16 protein-coding genes and 1 pseudogene are annotated in these 17,140 nt (G+C 54.2%); 8 read left to right on the top strand and 9 right to left on the bottom strand.

Annotated elements, in window-relative coordinates; translation table 11 throughout:
- Positions 1-3 precede the first annotated feature (3 nt).
- Together SOM82_RS19625 and pitA are read right to left on the bottom strand one after the other, a co-directional pair.
- Positions 4-399, bottom strand: a complete 396-nt coding sequence (locus SOM82_RS19625) for a hypothetical protein (RefSeq protein ID WP_320461013.1) — start codon at positions 397-399, stop codon at positions 4-6.
- 190 nt (positions 400-589) lie between these two features.
- Entirely contained in the window at positions 590-2,089 is a 1,500-nt protein-coding gene (gene pitA, locus SOM82_RS19620; RefSeq protein WP_154128149.1) for an inorganic phosphate transporter PitA, read from the bottom strand.
- A 231-nt stretch (positions 2,090-2,320) separates the two neighbouring features.
- On the opposite strand from pitA, the gene SOM82_RS19615 reads away from it, so the two are divergent.
- From SOM82_RS19615 to SOM82_RS19605, 3 genes are all read left to right on the top strand, one after another.
- Positions 2,321-3,511 (top strand): BaiN/RdsA family NAD(P)/FAD-dependent oxidoreductase, encoded by a 1,191-nt coding sequence (locus SOM82_RS19615; RefSeq protein ID WP_320461012.1) that lies wholly within the window; start codon positions 2,321-2,323, stop codon positions 3,509-3,511.
- A gap of 146 nt (positions 3,512-3,657) precedes the next feature.
- Positions 3,658-6,090, top strand: a complete 2,433-nt coding sequence (locus SOM82_RS19610) for a DUF3772 domain-containing protein (protein ID WP_320461011.1) — start codon at positions 3,658-3,660, stop codon at positions 6,088-6,090.
- Between the two features lie 127 nt (positions 6,091-6,217).
- A complete protein-coding gene (locus tag SOM82_RS19605; RefSeq protein WP_320461010.1) occupies positions 6,218-7,243 on the top strand; it encodes a TerC/Alx family metal homeostasis membrane protein in 1,026 nt (341 codons plus the stop codon).
- Positions 7,244-7,321: 78 nt separating this feature from the next.
- Here SOM82_RS19605 and SOM82_RS19600 read toward each other — a convergent pair whose 3' ends face one another.
- Entirely contained in the window at positions 7,322-7,981 is a 660-nt protein-coding gene (locus tag SOM82_RS19600; RefSeq protein WP_154128146.1) for an HAD family hydrolase, read from the bottom strand.
- Positions 7,982-8,221: 240 nt separating this feature from the next.
- Between SOM82_RS19600 and SOM82_RS19595 the strand changes: the two genes are divergently transcribed.
- On the top strand, positions 8,222-8,749 hold the full coding sequence (locus tag SOM82_RS19595) for an NlpC/P60 family protein (protein WP_320461009.1): 528 nt from the start codon (positions 8,222-8,224) through the stop codon (positions 8,747-8,749).
- On the opposite strand, the gene SOM82_RS19590 is transcribed toward SOM82_RS19595, so the two are convergent.
- Positions 8,746-9,540, bottom strand: coding sequence for an SDR family NAD(P)-dependent oxidoreductase (locus tag SOM82_RS19590; RefSeq protein WP_320461008.1), 795 nt, complete (start codon positions 9,538-9,540; stop codon positions 8,746-8,748). The two genes, SOM82_RS19595 and SOM82_RS19590, sit on opposite strands and share 4 nt — an antisense overlap.
- Positions 9,541-9,591: 51 nt before the next feature.
- Positions 9,592-10,455, bottom strand: a complete 864-nt coding sequence (locus SOM82_RS19585) for a LysR family transcriptional regulator (RefSeq protein ID WP_154128143.1) — start codon at positions 10,453-10,455, stop codon at positions 9,592-9,594.
- Positions 10,456-10,551: 96 nt separating this feature from the next.
- Here SOM82_RS19585 and SOM82_RS19580 point away from each other — a divergent pair, with 96 nt between their 5' ends.
- Entirely contained in the window at positions 10,552-11,061 is a 510-nt protein-coding gene (locus SOM82_RS19580; RefSeq protein ID WP_320461035.1) for a phenolic acid decarboxylase, read from the top strand.
- Positions 11,062-11,089: 28 nt separating this feature from the next.
- Here SOM82_RS19580 and acpT read toward each other — a convergent pair whose 3' ends face one another.
- Complete coding sequence (acpT, locus tag SOM82_RS19575; protein ID WP_320461007.1) at positions 11,090-11,671, bottom strand: 4'-phosphopantetheinyl transferase AcpT; 582 nt, start codon at positions 11,669-11,671, stop codon at positions 11,090-11,092.
- Between the two features lie 103 nt (positions 11,672-11,774).
- Positions 11,775-12,824 (bottom strand): AI-2E family transporter, encoded by a 1,050-nt coding sequence (locus tag SOM82_RS19570; protein WP_154128138.1) that lies wholly within the window; start codon positions 12,822-12,824, stop codon positions 11,775-11,777.
- A 109-nt stretch (positions 12,825-12,933) separates the two neighbouring features.
- On the opposite strand from SOM82_RS19570, the pseudogene SOM82_RS19565 reads away from it, so the two are divergent.
- Positions 12,934-14,182, top strand: a pseudogene (locus SOM82_RS19565) (MFS transporter).
- A 6-nt stretch (positions 14,183-14,188) separates the two neighbouring features.
- Here the strand turns inward: SOM82_RS19565 and SOM82_RS19560 are convergent.
- Positions 14,189-14,746: a DcrB family lipoprotein gene (locus tag SOM82_RS19560; RefSeq protein ID WP_154128134.1), complete on the bottom strand. Its 558-nt coding sequence runs from the start codon at positions 14,744-14,746 to the stop codon at positions 14,189-14,191.
- 72 nt (positions 14,747-14,818) lie between these two features.
- Positions 14,819-15,484, bottom strand: a complete 666-nt coding sequence (locus SOM82_RS19555) for a 7-cyano-7-deazaguanine/7-aminomethyl-7-deazaguanine transporter (protein ID WP_320461006.1) — start codon at positions 15,482-15,484, stop codon at positions 14,819-14,821.
- A 256-nt stretch (positions 15,485-15,740) separates the two neighbouring features.
- On the opposite strand from SOM82_RS19555, the gene tusA reads away from it, so the two are divergent.
- On the top strand, positions 15,741-15,986 hold the full coding sequence (tusA, locus tag SOM82_RS19550; protein ID WP_154128130.1) for a sulfurtransferase TusA: 246 nt from the start codon (positions 15,741-15,743) through the stop codon (positions 15,984-15,986).
- 159 nt (positions 15,987-16,145) lie between these two features.
- Positions 16,146-17,129: a TRAP transporter substrate-binding protein gene (locus SOM82_RS19545; RefSeq protein WP_320461005.1), complete on the top strand. Its 984-nt coding sequence runs from the start codon at positions 16,146-16,148 to the stop codon at positions 17,127-17,129.
- The last annotated feature ends 11 nt before the right edge of the window (positions 17,130-17,140 follow it).

The following is a 17,140-nucleotide window of genomic DNA, read 5'->3' as shown; positions in this document are numbered from 1 at the left end:
CCATCAGGGGGTCACCGTAAACCGGAGATCAGAAACAGTGTCGCGCAGTGAGAATACTTGCCCGCTATAGGCAATGTTGACCTCTCCGTCTTTTTCAACGTGGGCATCAGTAATGCTGCCCGTACCTTCAAGAAAAGGCGTCATCGTATTTAATTGCTTGATAATCTCCCTCTCTTTGCCAGGGATCTCTTTAGACAGATAATAACGGTATCGTGTTGACACCGTTGCGCCGCCACTGCTGTTCACGGTCATATAAAGCCAGACGTTATCAGAGAGCTTATAGGTTCTCTGGAGCTCATCGCTTTCGCGAGTATCAGGCGGATAATTGAGCCATAAAAGTGCTGTCACAAGAACAAGCAGTAAAAGCGTTACGAGTCGGTGTATCCATTTAATAACCATTATTCCTCATCTCATCCTTAAGTGGTTTACGCTTTCACTCAGAAGAATAGGCTGTTCACGACTCCAGATTCTGTACAAAAAAAGCTCAGATTATCCTTATGCTTTAGGTGTGTTGTGGAGGGTATTCAAGGCAAGAGCATAAAAAAAGCGGGTCAGTTTCCTGACCCGCTTTTTCATTTCTGCACGCTAATTAAATCAGCTTCAGTGAAATCCAGTACAGACCACCTGAAAGCAGAATCGACGCCGGGAGCGTAAAGACCCAGGCCATGAGAATGTTGGTGACGGTTTTACGCTGCAGACCGCCGCCATCAACAATCATGGTACCCGCTACGGACGAGGAGAGTACGTGAGTGGTGGACACCGGCATCCCGGTGTAGCTTGCCAGACCGATAGAGACGGCGGCTGTCATCTGCGCGGACATACCTTGCGCATACGTCATGCCTTTCTTACCGATCTTCTCACCGATGGTTGTCGCCACGCGGCGCCAGCCAATCATCGTACCGATACCTAACGCCAGTGCAACGGCCATGATGATCCAGATTGGCGCGTACTCAATGGTATTGAGCATATCGCCCTTCAGTTTCTTCAGCAGACGCTGGTCGTCGGAACTCACTTCTGGCAGCTTCGCGACTTTATCGGTCACATCAGAGATGCAAAGCATGATACGACGCAGCTGACCGCGCTGTTCGACACTGAGTTTCTCGTAGCTTTCGATATCGCCCAGCATGCCTTTAGCGCGTTCCAGCGCGTTAATCGCATTTGCCGGGTGGCAGTGGAACTCGCCTGGCGCAGTGGCCGCGCCAGCTTCCGGAGACGGAATCAACTGGTCAACGCCCGTCGCTTTCTTCAGAAGCTCAGGGTGCTGCTGGAAGTAAACTTCCACGTTATTGACGGCATCGCGGGTACGGGTAATTTCGTAGCCAGATGCATTCATGTTGACCACGAAGCCAGCTGGCGCCACACCAATCAATACCAGCATGACCAGGCCAATACCTTTCTGACCGTCGTTCGCGCCGTGAGAGAAGGCGACGCCGATAGCGGAAATGATCAGCGCAATACGGGTCCAGAATGGCGGCTTTTTCTTGCCGTCTTTCTTTTCACGCTCTGCCGGCGTCAGGTGAATACGGGCGCGTTTTTTGGTTCCGCTCCAGTAACGGCGCAGGATGAAAATCAATCCACCCGCAACGACCAGACCCACAATAGGAGAGATAATTAAGGAACCGAAAATCCCGATAACTTTTGGAATGTTCAGCGCATCAACCACAGACGTACCGGTCATCAGGGCGTTGGTTAACCCGATGCCAATAATCGCGCCGATCAGTGTATGAGAACTGGATGCAGGCAGACCGAAATACCAGGTACCGAGGTTCCAGATAATCGCGGCGAGCAGCATTGAAAACACCATAGCGAGGCCATGGCCTGAACTGACGTTCAGAAGGAGATCCGTCGGTAGCATATGCACGATGGCGTAGGCTACGCTTAGACCGCCGAGGAGAACACCAAAGAAGTTAAATACCGCCGCCATAACAACCGCAACTTGCGATCGCATTGCGCGAGTGTAGATAACCGTTGCTACTGCGTTCGCAGTGTCGTGGAAGCCATTGATAGCTTCGTAAAACAGTACAAATGCCAGAGCAAGCAATAGTAAAAGCCCGGTATGTAAATCCAGACCAGCAAACAAATGTAGCATAGGACGTTACGCCATTTTGGAGGACATGAACGCGGCGCATTATCCAGGACAAATGCGCAACGGGCAAAGTGAAATATAGCTTTTTTTTGATATAACCTCTGCTTTGTCGGCGTCTGGTAAAGAAATATATTTTATATTTCAAATAAATGACAGCTATATGGGATTTTTACGCTGGTGTGACCACATAGGAAACTTTACAATTCGCGCCGGTTAAACAAGAGGATTTATGACGTGGAAAGGTTTGATGCCGTAATTATTGGCGCCGGTGCGGCGGGAATGTTCTGTGCGGCAATGGCCGGACAGGCGGGTCGTCGCGTGCTGTTGCTGGATAATGGCAAGAAGCCTGGACGCAAGATCCTGATGTCTGGCGGGGGTCGCTGCAACTTTACTAACATGTATGTCGAACCCGCGGCCTATTTGAGCCAAAACCGGCATTTTTGCAAATCTGCCCTGGCGCGTTATACCCAGTGGGATTTTCTCGATCTGGTGAATAAACACGGAATTGCCTGGCACGAAAAAACGCTGGGTCAGCTCTTTTGCGATGAGTCCGCGCAGCAGATTGTCGATATGCTGGTGGCGGAGTGCGAAAAAGGCGGCGTGATAATGCGTCTGCGCACCGAAGTGCTGAATGTTGCCCGTGATGAGAGCGGCTATACGCTTGAACTGAACGGTGACACGGTGAGCGCAGACAAGCTGGTGATTGCCAGCGGTGGCCTGTCGATGCCAGGGCTGGGCGCGACGCCTTTTGGCTATAAGATTGCCGAACAGTTTGGCCTCAAGGTACTGCCAACCCGCGCAGGACTGGTGCCGTTCACTCTGCACAAACCGCTGCTGGAGCAACTTCAGACGCTTTCCGGCATCTCGGTGGCGTCTACCATTACCGCGGAAGACGGCACCGTTTTCCGCGAAAACCTGCTTTTTACCCATCGCGGCCTGTCTGGTCCGGCGGTATTACAAATCTCCAGCTACTGGCAGCCAGGCGAGTTTGTGACCGTCAATCTGCTACCCGATTGCGATCTGGCGAGTTTCCTGGATGAACAGCGCGCGGCACATCCGAATCAAAGCCTGAAAAACACGCTGGCGATGCAGTTGCCGAAGCGCCTGATTGAGTGTCTGCAACTGCTCGGGCAAATCCCGGATGTGACGCTGAAACAGCTCAACGTGCGCGATCAGCAGGCGTTGGTTGAGACGCTGACAAACTGGCGCGTACAGCCGAACGGCACCGAAGGCTATCGCACGGCGGAAGTGACGCTGGGCGGCGTGGATACCGACGAACTCTCGTCCCGTACCATGGAGGCGCGCAACGTGCCTGGGCTCTATTTTATTGGCGAAGTGATGGACGTCACCGGTTGGCTGGGCGGGTATAATTTCCAGTGGGCCTGGGCGAGCGCCTGGGCTTGCGCGCAGGCGCTGACAGAGTAAGCTAATTCGAGAAAACAGCCCGGAGGCATATCGGGCTGTTGCCCTGCTTTATAGGGATAATCCCGCTATTCTTCCTGCGATTAACAGGTATCCTTAGCGATCTGTTGTGCATCGTCAATTTTCGAATTCCCGGATATCACCTTACTATGCAAAAAATGTTAAGAATGCCACTGCTACTGGCATTGTTGTCATGTCTGATGATGACGCCTTTTCTCTCTCAGGCGGACGACAGCCCCTCGCAAACCGCTGCGGAACAGCCCGTAAAGGTTAACGTCAGCACGGCCTTGCCCGCGCTGCAAAAACGCCTGGACGCGCTCAAGCAGCAGGTTTCGTCCGTGAAAACGGACAAAAAATTCACCGCGCTGAATGACGATGCTCTCAAACTCGCCGAGGATGCCAATAAACTGGCGGTGCTCCTCGCACCCCAATTGACGCAGATTCAGGCCCAGCTTGACGTTTTAGGCCCGGCTCCCGCTCCTGGCACGGTGACTGAAACGGCGCAGGTGATAAATCAGCGTAAGCAGCTCAATAACAGCAAAAATTTGCTGACTACGCAGATCGAACAGATCAAAGCCATTGCCGTTAATGCTCAAAATCTGTCGACCCAAATCTATGGCTTGCGTCGTGATGCGCTTAAGACGCAGATAGCCCTGAATACCGGCAGTATTTTGGGTGAGAAATTCTGGTCACCGCTGATCTCCCCGAGCGAAGAAGATTCGCAGCGTTTTGATAATTTCGGCGCGCAGATTGGTAAGGCCTGGGATCAGGCATGGGAAGAGGACTGGTACATCGGCTCCGGATTCTATCTCCTGCTTGCGCTGGTTATTGGTCTGTTTGGGCGTAAAGCGCTGGATAAACCAATGAACTGGATACTGCCACGCTGGCTCCCTCAGGGGCGTTTTCGCCGCAGTTTCCTGGCCTGCTTCACCACGCTGAGTACCACGTTGACGCTGGGTATCAGTATGCAGTTGCTGTGCTATACCTTTACGCGTTTGCCGGATGCGACCCAGCTAGTGACGGAGTTTGCTGAACAGCTGGTGGAGCTCACCTATTTCTCGGCGGTGATTGCCGGACTGGGTATTGCGCTGCTGTCGAATAGCCATCCTTCCTGGCGTTTACCGGGCATAGCCGATCCGCTGGCGAAAACGCTCGCTTCGTTCCCGATTCTCCTTGCGGCGTTCATTTTTATTTTTGGCATTATCGAGCAGCTAAACTCACTGGTCGGGGCGAGCATTGCCGTCACGCTTTTCGGTAACGGACTGTCGGCTTTGCTGGTGGCTATTAATTGCCTGATTGCGCCTGTTCGCGTCAATCGCATGCGCCGTAAAATGCGTGCTGAAGGCGAGCAAACCGAGGCTCGCTCGACGATGGCGGGCCTTATCCATTTAATTATCAGCCTGACGGCGTTCGTCATTCTGCTTGCCCTGCTGATTGGCTATATTCCGCTGGCGCGTTTTGTCACCTTCGAGCTGCTGTGGATTGGGCTGGTCGTCAGCTGTCTTTATCTGCTTATCCACTTTGTGGTGGATCTGTGCGAAGCCGTGTTCTCACCCACCACGCAAAGCGGCAAAATTTTGCAAAGCACGCTGAGCGTGAATGAACGCCATTTATCTCTGGCCTCCACTCTATTCTCTGCGCTCGGCAAAACCAGCCTGCTGCTGATGGCGGCCGTGGCGCTGCTCAACGGCACGTTTGGCACCACGACTCCGCTCGAACTGGTGGGTAAAATCGCCGATATCTGGGGCGGTAAAGGGCTGGAGAGCATGAACATCATCCCGGCTCATGCGGTTAATGCCGTGCTGTGCCTGGTGATCGGTTGGTATGTTTTACGTTCTTCACGCCGCTGGCTGGATAATGAATTCCTGCCGAAAACGATGATGGACAGGGGCCTTCGCGCCTCGTTGGTGACGCTGTTCACCAACGTGGGCTACGTGCTCCTCATCATGTTAACCCTGTCGATGCTGGGTATTGAGTGGAACAGACTGGCGTGGATCGTCAGTGCCCTGTCAGTGGGGATCGGTTTTGGCCTGCAGGAGATCGTTAAAAACTTTATCTCCGGCCTGATCCTGCTGACCGAGCGCCCGGTAAAAGTCGGCGATTTGGTGAGTATTAGCGGCGTTGAGGGCGATATCCGCCGTATCAATGTGCGCGCGACGGAAATTCAGCTTAGCGATAAATCGACGGTGATCGTGCCCAACTCGCAGTTAATTTCGCAGAATGTGCGTAACGCGACGATGGGGAATGCACAGGGGGTGGCGACTATCGCGCTGACGTTCCCGCTGGATATCGACCCGGAACAGGTGCGTAATCTGCTTCTGGAAGCCTATTCTCTGCATGAATCTATTCTGGAAGCCCCTGCGCCGTCGGTCAGCTTTAAAGAGCTGGGCCCGAACGGGATTGTGCTGAGCGTCACCGGGTATGTGAATAGCCCGCGTATGGTCAGCGGAACGCGCAGCGACCTGCTGTATGAAATCCTCAAAATGCTTCGCGCTGCGGGCATTAGTCTGAGCCAGACTCAAACCATGGTGCTGGAACAACCGCACAAAATCACGGTAGAGGATGAGGCGAAAGGCCAGTGATAATATCGTTTATCCCGTCACAACCTGACGGTGATAAACTTCTTTGGGGCTGAAAAGCCCACTTTTAACTTTGTTCGTTTTTTCGATTCTGCATGGTGTGTTTTTTGTTCTTAAAAAGGGTTGTGTAATGGCATCTGCTCATCTCGGTTTCCCGACGGAAACCGTTGTTGTATTTGTGGTGATGGCGGTAGGGGCGATGTTTGTCGACCTCTTCATGCATCGTCACGACAAACCTGTGTCGCTAAAAAGCGCGGCGATGTGGTCTATTTTCTGGGTGATGATGGCGATGGCGTTTGCCGGGTTCCTGTACGTTCATCACGGCGCGGAGATGGCCAGCCTGTTCCTCACGGGCTATGCGCTGGAAGAGGTACTCTCGGTCGATAACCTGTTCGTGATGATGGCGATTTTCGCCTGGTTTGGCGTGCCGGATAAATATCGTCACCGCGTGCTCTACTGGGGCGTGCTGGGGGCGATTGTCTTCCGCGGCATTTTTGTGGCGATCGGCACCAGCCTGTTAAGCCTTGGACCTTATGTTGAAGTGATCTTCGCGCTGGTGGTGGGCTGGACGGCTCTGATGATGCTTAAGCGTCGCGATGAGAGCGATGAGGTTGAAGATTATTCCCATCATCTGGCTTATCGTCTGGTGAAACGCTTTTATCCTGTCTGGCCGAAGATCAGCAGCAATGCGTTTATCCTCACTCAGAAAGAGGTGGATGCAGAGCTGGAAAAGCCAGAAAACCAGGATGTGATGGTGGGGCGCGTAAAAAAAGCCAAACGCTATGCTACGCCGCTATTGCTGTGTGTGGCGGTGGTTGAGCTGTCGGACGTGATGTTCGCCTTTGACTCCGTACCCGCGATTATCGCCGTCAGCCGCGAACCGCTGATTATCTACAGTGCGATGATGTTTGCGATCCTCGGCCTTCGAACCCTCTACTTTGTGCTTGAGGCGCTGAAACAGTATCTGGTCCATCTGGAGAAATCGGTGGTGCTGCTGCTGTTCTTCGTGGCCTTTAAGCTGGGGCTGAATGCCACCGACCACTTCTGGCATCACGGTTTCAGCATTTCAGCAACCGCGAGTCTGTTTGTGGTGCTGGGCGTTCTGGCACTGGGGATTATTGCGAGCGTCATTTTCCCGGGCAAGCGTACGGCCTGATGCCGTCACCCCGACTTTCCCCGTGTGGGAAAGGGTGAAATGACCAAAAACGGCAACCCTGGGGTTGCCGTTTTGCATTTATTTAATCGGCGAATTGCGCCGCGCTCTGGGCGGATGGAAATGCCGCCAGTGCGGATCTTGCGCGGCTGCTAACAGCTCGTGATCGCCTCGTGTGTCGCCCCAGGCGCGCAGATGGTAATCGTTCAGATTGCCATAGACGCGCTCGAGTCTCGCCACCTTCTGCCCACAGCGGCAGTTATGACCGGTAATACGCCCGGTGAGTTTGCCATCAACCACTTCCAGCTGCGTGCCGATCAGCTTAATGCCGAGCTTATCGGCCCAGGGCTGCAACACCAGCGCCGGTGACGCGGAACAGATCGTGACTTCTGCACCGGAATTCACTTCTGCGGCCACCGCCAGCACGCCTGCCGGGCGCATCAGCTTGCTCCAGTATTTCTCGCAAAACAGCTCGGCCTGCTGACGCAGCCAGCGTTCATCCACCCCGGTCAGAAAGGTTCTGATTAGCACTTCTTTGAGTTCATCGCGCGTCAGTTTGCGGCGTACGCAGTGGATGGTAGGCAGCGCCATGCGCACCAGGCGTCCGGCAAAATAACGTTTCCCAAAAGCAAATCGCAGGAAGGGAATAAAGCTGTCGTGAAGCGTTAACGTTCCGTCAAAATCAAAAACGGAGAGGACGTGGGATTTCGCCACTGCCTCATCGGCAATCATATTGGTCATAAACAGGTCTTAGCTGAAATACACATTCTGCTGATTAGTTTACCTGCTTTAGCTTCACAGTCCTGCAAACACGCACATTTTTTTCACAAAGTTGCGACCCGGCTGGGGTGTTCCAATTTGGACACAGCAATGATTGGATGAAAAGTGAGCTGTCTATATTATCGCCACATCAGAAGTTGATTAGAGGGAACATTGCCCCCTCACCCGTAAGGAAAAATTCACTCACTGCTTAGAATTGTTATGACTTTTAGATCTCTTATTTCACTCCTCTTTATCAGTTTTACCTCGTTTTCTGCATTCAGTTTCCAGCTGCCTGCGTCTATGTTATCGCAGGGTCATCAGCTCTCCGTTTCGCCCGCGAAAGCGGCACTTGAGCAAAAGGATACCGGCCCGCTGCGTGGACGTATTCTGACGCAATACCAGAAATGGAAAGGGACAAATTATGTCTGGGGCGGAACAACCCATCGTGGGGTGGATTGCTCTGCGCTGATGCAACATCTGTTTAGCGACGCGGCGCAGCTTTCCTTACCGCGTACCACCGGTGAGCAGATCCACCGCGGGATTCAGGTTGCAGAATATCGTCTCAAGGCCGGAGATCTGATTTTCTTCCAGACCGGTCCGCACCGCCGCCACGTGGGGGTTTATATTGGCAATCACCAGTTTATTCATGCCTCAACGAGCCAGGGCGTGACGGTATCGACGCTGGCGAATAATTACTGGCATTCGCGCTTCATCACCGCCCGCCGAGTGACGGGTGAAGCGGCCTAAATAATATCGTCCACCACGCCACCGTCGACGCGCAGCGCCGCGCCGGAGGTGGCGGATGCCTGGAGCGAGCAGACATAGACCACCATATTAGCCACTTCTTCCACCGTGGCGGCCCGCTGGATAATCGAGGCGGGCCGGTTGGCCATGACAAACTCTTTCGCCAGGGTTTCCAGCGATTTTCCGGTTTTATCCATCTCGTCCTGCATCATCGCGGCAAACCCATCCGACATTGTCGGGCCAGGCAACACGCTGTTTACGGTGACGCCGCTGCCGGCGACGAATTTTGCCAGGCCCCGCGCGAGCGAAAGCTGCGCCGTTTTGGTCACACCGTAATGAATCATATCGGCGGGAATATTGCAGGCCGATTCTGAAGAGATAAACACCACCCGACCCCAGCCCTTTTGCACCATGCCCGGCAGCAGTGCGCGAGACAAACGTACGCCCGACATCACGTTGGTCTGCCAGTAGTTGTTCCAGGTCTCGTCGTCAGTGGAGTAAAAATCTTCGGGGCCGTAAATCCCGGCGTTGTTCACCAGAATATCGACGTTCGCTGCCACTTTCAGCACCGACTCAACCCCTTCAGGCGAGCTCAAATCGGCAATCGCGGCGCGAACCTCAACGCCCGGGACCACCTGCTGGAGCTGTTGTATGCCTTTATTGACCGACTCGGTACTGCGGCTATTAATAATGACTTCTGCGCCGCTTTCCGCCAGCCCACGCGCAATCGCGAATCCAATGCCACCGGTTGAAGCGGTCACCAGCGCGACTTTCCCCGTAAGATCGATTTTCATGGTCTGCTCCTTATGGTGATGAAAGTTCAGACCTTAAAGCGTAGCAGTTGCCTACTCCGGCGGTTGGCTAAAGAGGCTCAACAGCGTGTCGACCTGTTCGTCCAGCGGGGCGAGGGTGCGCTTGACAATCAGGTGCAGCGGCGTGGCGCGGCGGGTTCCGTGACTGAGCGGCAACACGCGCAGCACCCCTTGTTCCAGCTGAGTGTGAATACGTTCCTCCGGCAGCCAGCCGTAACCCACCTGATACATCACGGCCTCAATCGCCGCGTCGATGGTCGAGAAGGTCCACGCCTCGCTGGCAGACGGTGAGACGGGATGGTTGTCGGCGATCTGAATCAGTGGCCAGGGGCGCAGCATTTCGTCATTCAGCGGCGTGTCGAGCGCGAAAAGCGGATGATCGCGATGGGCGACGGCGACAAAATCAATATTCATCAGCCACTCCCCCAGCCCGGTTATATCCTGGCGGCGGGTGAGAACCATCACGTCGGCTTCGCTGCTGGCAACCTCATCGCTGGCATTTTCCAGCACCTCGGTCAGGCGAACCTGCGTTTGCGGATAGCGTTGTTGAAACTGGCGCAAAATGGCAAACAGGCGGCGTCGCGGAAAGATGCTGTCAACCACCAGATCGAGGCGCGTACGCATTCCGCTCTTCAGCGTTGCGGCACGCGTCTCTACATAGGAGAAGGCTTTAAGCAGCGGTTTGACCTGGCTCAATAGCCACTCTCCCTCAGGCGTCAGCACGGCGCGGCGACCCTCCTGCACCAGCAGTGCCACGCCGAGCCGCTCCTGCAACACCGACAGGTTATAACTGACCGAGGACTGGCTGCGATGGGTCTCTTCTGCCGCTCTGGAAAAGCTTCCGCTGCTCACGACCTTTTCCAGCAGCGTCCATTGTTCAAGCGTGGTTTTGTGCATGATATATCTAAAAAGTGGATGAATTTGATTAAAACATAGCGTTATTCATCTATTTTTTGAAGGGGTACGATAGCTTCATCAAAACGAAGGAGACACATTATGAACACTTTTGACAAACATGATTTAAGCGGCTTCGTCGGCAAACATCTGGTTTATACCTACGATAATGGCTGGAACTACGAGATCTATGTGAAAAATGAAACGACGCTGGATTACCGTATTCACAGCGGGATTGTGGCAAATCGTTGGGTCAAAGATCAGCAGGCGTATATCGTGCGCGTCGGGGAGAGTACCTATAAAATTTCGTGGACTGAACCGACAGGGACAGACGTCAGCCTGATTGTGAATCTGGGCGATAAACTCTTCCACGGCACGATTTTCTTCCCGCGCTGGGTTATCAACAATCCGGAAAAAACCGTTTGTTTCCAGAACGATCATATTCCGCTGATGAATGCTTATCGCGATGCGGGTCCGGCGTATCCTACCGAAGTGATTGATGAATTTGCGACCATTACCTTTGTGCGGGATTGCGGTCGCGATAACGACGAGGTGATTGCGTGCGCGGCGAGCGAACTGCCGGCTGATTTCCCTAAAAACCTGCAGTAACCCTGCAGGTTCGTCGAAGGGACGCGCCTTAAACGATGTTTAAGGCGTCAGCGTGCAGCGTAAACGGCGTTGGGGTGCAAACGGCAAGACTGAGTGCGCCATGCTGATAATGGCTGACATGCAGCGCAGATTTGAAGGTGCTATCAATACTGACGATTTGCCAGGCGCTGCCGCCGCGCTGTTTCACGATCGCCTCTTTGCGCGTCCAGATGCGCCAGAAAGCCGGGAGCTGAGCTTCCGGCGCTTCGCGTTCCAGCTCGTCATGCTCGCCCTGACTAAAGACGGCATTGGCCAGCGCTTTCCAGTTATCGTGCTGGCGAATAATCTCGATATCGCAGCCCACTTCGCCTTCGTCGCTGATCAGTAAAACGATATCGTCACCGCTGTGGCTCAAATTGAACCAGTACGGCTTGTGGTCAACAAACGCCGGTTTGCCCTGTTCGCCGTAGACGATTTCCGGCAACTTTTGCGGCGCAAGCACCCGTGACAGCAATCCGCGACCGGCAAGCCAGCGGTCGCGTTGCGCGCTCTTCGGAGCCTGATCGGCGAGCGCTAAAGCCCATGAGTCCGCGCAGAGCGTAGAAATTTTTCCCAGAAAAACCTGGTACATAGTGATGTCTGGCCTTAAGTCAAAAACAGTCGGATTCGCAAAGTCACGCGGCGAAACCGCTACTATAAACCAATGCTTGCGCGAATAGCCAACGCAGAAGGGATTAACCGGGCAATCGACTTTTTGGCCGCCCGGGCCCGAGCAGAATCGCCAGTTTGCCGCCGCCTTTGGTGGTTTCCATCCAGATTTTACAGACGCTGGTGAGCGGAACGGAGAGCAACATACCCACCGGTCCCAAAAGCCAGCCCCAGATGAGTAACGATAAAAAGACGACCATCGTCGACATGCCCAGACGATGCCCCATCATCCGTGGCTCCACGATGTTGCCCAGCACCATATGCACCACCAAAAACAGCGCGCCGACCAGCATACATTCATAAATGCCGTTGAACAGAAACGCCTGAATCATCGGCGGTACAGCAGAGAGCACCGCGCCAATATTGGGCACATAGTTCAGCAGAAACGCCAGTACGCCCCACATCAACGCGAACTGTACGTCCATCAGCGCAAGCCCCAGCCAGACTATCGCCCCGGTCCATAAGCTCAGTAACGTTTTCAGCGCCAGATAGTGTGACACGCCCTTTAAAGCACGATGCAAACCGGCAATATGAATTTGCGGATTGTGCAGCGCAAAGCGCAGTTTGTACGGCACGTGGCGCACTTCAAACAGCATAAATACCACCGTCATGACCAGCAGCAAGACGCTGGCCATCGCGCCGGAAAGCCCGGTCATCAGCGTGGTGGCAAAGGTCATGACTTTTTCAGAGTCCATGCGTCGCAACATCCGCTCAGGCGAAATATGCAGGTTGAGGAAGGGAAGCATCTCCTGGAGATCGACGATCTTTCGCGTCAGCTCTTTGTTGTATTTCGGCAGCATGGTGGAAAATTCGCTGAGGGAGGCGGCCAGCACCCCGACCAGTGCGGTCAGGACGATCAGCATCACCAACACCACGATGGTGATAGCCAGCGGCCGTTTCACGCCACGGCGAATAAACCAGGTGACGAGCGGGTTAAGCACGATAGCGAAAAAGAGTGCCAGCAACAGCTGCACGATAATATCCGCAGCGGCATGAATCCCGGCGAGGATCACCACCAGACAGGCGAGCTTAAGAAGAATGTGTAAACCCGCTTTATCGGGCTGGGTGGGTGTCATGCTGATTCCTTATGTTGTGTGCCCGTTAAGTGTAGTGCGTGGGCCGCGCTTCGTCTGACGCTGTTATTCTGAAAGTCATGGCTGATTTTCACCTCGTGACGTGGTAATAGTGAAACACTGTTGTAAAAATCCTGGTGATATTCATGCCCGTACCTGCCGCCGAACCGACGCTCAGCGGATTGCGCCTCAATCTGCGCATTGTTTCTGTTGTCATGTTTAACTTCGCAAGCTACCTCACTATCGGTCTGCCGCTGGCGGTTTTGCCGGGCTATGTCCATGACGTGATGGGGTTTAGCGCGTTCTGGGCGGGGCTGGTGATTAGCCTGCAATATTTCGCCACGCTATTGAGCCGTCCCCAGTCGGGACGCTATGCGGATCTGTTTGGCCCCAAAAGCATTGTCGTCGTTGGGCTGTGCGGCTGTTTCCTGAGTGGACTGAGCTATCTTCTGGCCGCCGTCACCAGCGGCTGGCCGATGATCAGTCTGACGCTGCTGTGCCTTGGGCGTGTGATTCTGGGGATAGGGCAAAGCCTGGCGGGAACCGGCTCCACGCTGTGGGGCGTGGGTGTGGTGGGAACGCCGCATATTGGACGCGTGATTTCCTGGAACGGGATTGTCACTTACGGGGCGATGGCGCTCGGCGCGCCGCTGGGTGTGCTGTGCTACGCGTGGGGCGGTTTGCAGGGTCTGGCATTGACCATTATGGCCGTCGCGCTGGTGGCGATCCTGCTGGCGTTACCGCGGCCAAAAGTGAAGGCCAGCAAAGGCAAGCCGTTGCCGTTTCGCGCGGTTCTGGGACGCGTCTGGCCCTATGGGATGGCACTGGCGCTGGCGTCGGCGGGCTTTGGGGTGATCGCGACCTTTATCACCCTGTTCTATGATGCAAAAGGCTGGGATGGCGCGGCCTTCGCGCTGACGCTGTTTAGCTGTGCGTTTGTCGGCACGCGCCTGCTGTTCCCGAACGGAATTAACCGTCTGGGCGGGTTGAACGTGGCCATGATCTGTTTTGCCGTGGAGATTGTTGGTCTGCTGCTGACGGGTATTGCCAGCGAACCGTGGGTGGCAAAACTGGGTGTATTCCTGGCGGGCGCCGGGTTCTCGCTGGTCTTTCCGGCGCTTGGCGTGGTGGCGGTCAAAGCGGTCCCGCAGCAAAATCAGGGGTCGGCGCTGGCGACCTATACGGTCTTTATGGATATGTCGTTGGGATTGACCGGGCCGCTGGCGGGAATACTGATGGCCTGGGCAGGCGTGCCGGTGATCTATCTTGCAGCAGCAGGGCTGGTGGCGGTGGCGCTGTTACTCACTTTGCGCTTAAAAAAACGGCCCCCGGCGCAAGCGGCGGAGGCCGTTGAATCGTGAGGAAAATTACTGAATCACGATGGTATTAATAATATTTTCAGCCGTGGTTTGCGCTTTCTGCTGATCTTCAGCAGGCAGCGTGATCTGCAGGGTCAGCAGTTTGCCGTCGACTTTGCCCAGCACCACAGAAGAGTAAGCGGTCTGACCTTTGGCAGAGATAATGCTGTCCAGCTGTTGCAGGGTGTGGCCTTTCAGTTCGATGGACTTGTTGGTCACCACCTGAAGCTGCGGATCGCGGCTGCGCTGCTGATCTTCCAGACGTTTGGTCAGGACAGCCAGGTCTTCGCTGGTGTCATCGCCCACAATGACAATCACCGCTTTCTGCCCGGTCGCATCGGAATAGACATGCATGTTGTTTGCCTGAGTGCCCAGCTTGCCGCTCTGATCGGTCATCTCCGCTGGCAGAGAGAAACTGAGTTTGCCATCCATCAGATTCACCGGTTGTCCGGTGGCATTACTTTCAGCGGAAGCGCCCTGAGCAGGAGCTTTCGTGTCACTGTTATCACAGGCCGCAAGACCCACTACCAGCAGGCCAATCCCGACATATTTAACCAGATTGCGCATTGACTTCTTCCTTTCGATAAACGGCCATAACGGCTCATTCACTCATCTTATCACAACTGATAAAGCGAACCCTTAACCTGCCTGCAATGCGGAGATTTCAGATTTATCTGCCAGCCTTTTCAGCAGCATATTGAGCAGCACGCCGTACATCGGCAGGAAGAATACGATGCTAATAAGCACCTTGAAACAGTAATCGACCAGCGCGATTTCCATCCAGTGTTCGGCCATAAACGCATCCGGGCTACGCCAGAACGCGATAAAGAAGAAGGCCAGCGTATCGCTGACGTTGCCGAACAGCGTGGATGCGGTTGGCGCCATCCACCAGCGATGGTTCTGGCGCAGCCGGTTAAAGACGTGAACGTCGAGGATCTGTCCCAGCGCATAGGCCATAAAGCTGGCGGCTGCGATACGGGCGACAAACAGGTTGAAGTGCGTCAGCGCCGCAAAACCCTGCCAGCTTCCCATATAGAACAGCGATGAGATCACGTAGGAAATGAACAGCGCGGGCAGCATCACGGCAAAAATAATGCGTCGGGCCAGCGGAGCGCCAAAGATACGCACCGTGAGATCGGTTGCCAGAAAGATAAACGGGAAACTGAACGCGCCCCAGGTGGTATGGAAACCAAAAATGGAGATCGGGAGCTGCACCAGATAGTTGCTGGAGGTGATCACCAGCAGATGAAATAGCGAAAGCCAGAACAACGCTTTTACGCGCTGCGATTGAGAGAACTGCGTCATATTGTGACCTTTTTAGTGTTTTGGGGTGAGGGAACCCAATTAGTGCGACACGCTATCTGTCTGACCGTATAGAACCGGCCAGGTTTGCACGTAAGACATCTGTGCGGATAACGCATCCTGATATTCTGTAAAGCCGCCGCATGATACTGCTTTCACTCTGCTTTGCAACGGCTAATTTTCGCGCAATCGTTAACCTGGTTTGCTTTGCTGAAAACGCGGCGTAAACTACAGCCGTTTTATTATGAACGAGAAGAAGATGACCGACCTGTTTTCCAGCCCAGACCACACTTTAGATGCCCAGGGCCTTCGCTGCCCGGAACCCGTCATGATGGTGCGCAAAACCGTGCGAACGATGCAAACCGGTGAGACGTTGTTAATTATCGCTGACGATCCGGCGACCACCCGTGATATCCCCGGTTTCTGTACCTTTATGGAACATGAGCTGTTGGCGCAAGAGACCGCTTCCTTGCCGTATCGCTATTTATTGCGTAAAGGCCATTAACCTTCTGGCGTGATCGAATCTACGAATTTGAACCATCGTTTCATCATTTAGCGCTTTTGTGAGGCGCTTCACCTCCGTATTCCAGGCCGTAGTCTAGCTTTTAAGCGTAAAACTAAAACAACGTTTTAACGCTTACCTCACTACCCTGGAGTTGACCCGATGAAAACGACCCTCAAGCCGTTAATGGCTGCTTTGTGCCTGTCCACCGCGTCACTGCTGTTTGCCACCACTGCAACAGCGCAAACCATTAAAGCTGCCGACGTTCACCCCGAGGGCTACCCGAACGTGGTCGCCGTGCAGCATATGGGTGACAAGCTTAAACAACAAACCGACGGCAAGCTGGAGATCAAAGTATTTCCCGGCGGCGTGCTCGGCGATGAAAAGCAGATGATTGAGCAGGCACAAATGGGGGCTATCGACATCATTCGCGTCTCTATGGCGCCGGTTGCCGCTATTCTTCCGGATATTGAAGTGTTCACGCTGCCCTACGTTTTCCGCGATGAAGACCATATGCATAAAGTCATCGACGGCGATATCGGTAAGCAAATTGGTGAAAAGCTGACCGCCAACCCGAAATCCCGTCTGGTGTTCCTCGGCTGGATGGATTCCGGTACGCGTAACCTCATCACCAAAGAGCCGGTGGTTAAGCCCGAGGATCTGAAGGGCATGAAAATCCGTGTCCAGGGGAGCCCGGTGGCGCTGGCTACGCTGAAAGACATGGGGGCGAACTCGGTGGCGATGGGCGTCAGCGAAGTTTACAGCGGGATGCAAACGGGGGTGATTGACGGTGCGGAGAACAATCCGCCGACCTTTATCGCCCACAACTACACGCCGGTCGCTAAAAACTATACCCTCAGCGGCCACTTCATCACCCCTGAAATGCTGCTCTATTCCAAAGTGAAATGGGACAAGCTCAGCGCCGACGAACAGCAAAAAATCCTGACCCTGGCCCGTGAGGCGCAATTTGAACAGCGCAAACTCTGGAATGCTTATAACCAGCAGGCGCTGGAAAAAATGAAAGCGGGTGGGGTGCAGTTCCACGACATCGACAAAGCGGTCTTTGTCAAAGCGACAGAGCCGGTGCGCGCCCAGTATGGCGATAAACATCAGGATCTGATGAAAGCCATCGCCGACGTCCAGTAAACTTAACGCGC

The organism is Lelliottia sp. CFBP8978 (assembly GCF_034046055.2).
GTDB lineage: Bacteria > Pseudomonadota > Gammaproteobacteria > Enterobacterales > Enterobacteriaceae > Enterobacter.
The sequence above is the reverse complement of the archived record's forward strand: the minus strand, read 5'-3'. Positions and strand labels throughout refer to the sequence as shown.

Coding starts and splice junctions, on each gene's coding strand:
- SOM82_RS19590 (WP_320461008.1), bottom strand. CDS start 9,540: ATGAAAATCGATCTTACGGGGAAAGTCGCGCTGGTGACCGCTTCAACC.
- SOM82_RS19570 (WP_154128138.1), bottom strand. CDS start 12,824: ATGACACCCACCCAGCCCGATAAAGCGGGTTTACACATTCTTCTTAAG.
- SOM82_RS19585 (WP_154128143.1), bottom strand. CDS start 10,455: ATGCACAAAACCACGCTTGAACAATGGACGCTGCTGGAAAAGGTCGTG.
- pitA (WP_154128149.1), bottom strand. CDS start 2,089: ATGCTACATTTGTTTGCTGGTCTGGATTTACATACCGGGCTTTTACTA.
- acpT (WP_320461007.1), bottom strand. CDS start 11,671: ATGTACCAGGTTTTTCTGGGAAAAATTTCTACGCTCTGCGCGGACTCA.
- SOM82_RS19625 (WP_320461013.1), bottom strand. CDS start 399: ATGGTTATTAAATGGATACACCGACTCGTAACGCTTTTACTGCTTGTT.
- SOM82_RS19560 (WP_154128134.1), bottom strand. CDS start 14,746: ATGCGCAATCTGGTTAAATATGTCGGGATTGGCCTGCTGGTAGTGGGT.
- SOM82_RS19605 (WP_320461010.1), top strand. CDS start 6,218: ATGGCATCTGCTCATCTCGGTTTCCCGACGGAAACCGTTGTTGTATTT.
- SOM82_RS19595 (WP_320461009.1), top strand. CDS start 8,222: ATGACTTTTAGATCTCTTATTTCACTCCTCTTTATCAGTTTTACCTCG.
- SOM82_RS19555 (WP_320461006.1), bottom strand. CDS start 15,484: ATGACGCAGTTCTCTCAATCGCAGCGCGTAAAAGCGTTGTTCTGGCTT.
- SOM82_RS19610 (WP_320461011.1), top strand. CDS start 3,658: ATGCAAAAAATGTTAAGAATGCCACTGCTACTGGCATTGTTGTCATGT.
- SOM82_RS19600 (WP_154128146.1), bottom strand. CDS start 7,981: ATGACCAATATGATTGCCGATGAGGCAGTGGCGAAATCCCACGTCCTC.
- SOM82_RS19545 (WP_320461005.1), top strand. CDS start 16,146: ATGAAAACGACCCTCAAGCCGTTAATGGCTGCTTTGTGCCTGTCCACC.
- tusA (WP_154128130.1), top strand. CDS start 15,741: ATGACCGACCTGTTTTCCAGCCCAGACCACACTTTAGATGCCCAGGGC.